The organism is Neisseria sp. P0021.S006 (assembly GCF_051956895.1).
Genome location: NZ_JBQCWZ010000322.1, coordinates 1 through 1497 on the forward strand (window position 1 = coordinate 1; position 1497 = coordinate 1497).

The 1497-nt window shown below is 44.0% G+C and carries 2 protein-coding genes; both read right to left on the bottom strand.

Annotated features, from left to right (window positions below; all coding sequences use genetic code 11):
• A partial coding sequence (locus tag ACTHUM_RS13730) for a hypothetical protein (RefSeq protein ID WP_440403139.1) occupies positions 1-179 on the bottom strand: 179 nt, incomplete at its 3' end.
• Between the two features lie 236 nt (positions 180-415).
• Entirely contained in the window at positions 416-1279 is an 864-nt protein-coding gene (locus tag ACTHUM_RS13735; protein ID WP_049322835.1) for a phosphoribosylaminoimidazolesuccinocarboxamide synthase, read from the bottom strand.
• Positions 1280-1497: the final 218 nt, after the last annotated feature.

Genomic DNA, 1497 nt, shown 5'->3' on the forward strand with positions numbered 1-1497 from the left:
GTCAAAGGGAAGAAGTCTTGGCCTTCTTTCACTTCTTTGTTGGTGGTAACGGCAACCAAAACAACGGTGTCGCCCATAGATACTTTAACGGCAGCTGCGGCTTGGCGAGCGATTTCGCCGGTTTCCAAAGTGACGGTTTGATTACCGTATTGGAAGGTCTTAACGTGTTTATTGAACATTATTGTTCCTTTCAAAATACCGCACTGCTAAAACACTAATAATGCACACTAAAATCCGAATGTGCATAGTTAGGGTTTCAGACCGTGCGGCAGGTTATAAACAAGCTTTCAGACGGCCTTTAAGGCGCTGAAAACAACTCTCGATTATAAAGGCAACCATCCTTAAAATCCAGTATTTATACAATAAAAAGGCCGTCTGAAACATATCCTTTTCAGACGGCCTTCAAACTTAAAAATCAATCCTGAGTCAGCAAAGTCAATGCTTCCTGATATTTTTCGACTGTTTTTTGAATCACATCGGCAGGCACTTTAGGCGCAGGCGCTTTTTTATTCCAACCGCTTTGCTCCAGCCAGTCGCGGACAAATTGTTTGTCAAAAGACGGCGGATTGGTGCCGACTTTGTATTGGTCTGCAGGCCAAAAACGACTGGAGTCTGGCGTCAACACTTCGTCCATCAAAGTCAGCGTACCTTCTTCATCCAAACCAAATTCAAATTTGGTATCGCAAATAATAATACCGCGAGATTTCGCATATTCGGCCGCTTCTGTGTAAAGCTGAATAGCTTTGGCGCGCACTTCCGCCGCCAATTCTTTACCGATAATGCGTTCGCATTCTTCAAAGCTGATGTTTTCATCATGATCGCCCACTGCGGCTTTGGTCGATGGCGTAAAAATCACTTCAGGCAGTTGTTGCGCTTCCTGCATACCTTCAGGCAGTTGAATGCCGCAGACAGAGCCTGTCTTTTGATAATCTTTCCAACCGCTGCCTGCCAGATAACCGCGCACAATAGCCTCCACTTTCACCGGAGTGAGTTTTTTAGCCACGACGGCGCGTTTCTCCAAAGCTTTAGCTTCGTTTTCAGGCAAAACATCGTAAACCGTCTGACCGGTAAAATGGTTAGGCATGATATGAGCCAGTTTTTTAAACCAAAAATTGGAAATCTGCGTCAGAATCTCCCCTTTACCCGGAATCGGATCATCCAAAATCACATCGAATGCAGACAGGCGGTCGGAAGCAACCATCAACATACGTTTATCGTCAATTTCGTACAAATCGCGTACTTTGCCGGAGTAGATTTTTTTCAAGCTGATTTCAGACATTTTGGGTATCTCTTTGGTAGACAGAAGAATGCGGTATTTTAGCCCAATTTGGAATTTTTCGTCAGATTGTTTACAAAATAAAGGCCGTCTGAAACCTTATATTTTGGTTTCAGACGGCCTTATCCGTTGATTTCAGAGAAAAACCCTGAAAATCACCATCCTATCAGATTACAGAAGCTTGAGTCTGATCTTGGATGTGGTTTACAGCAGACAGAGAG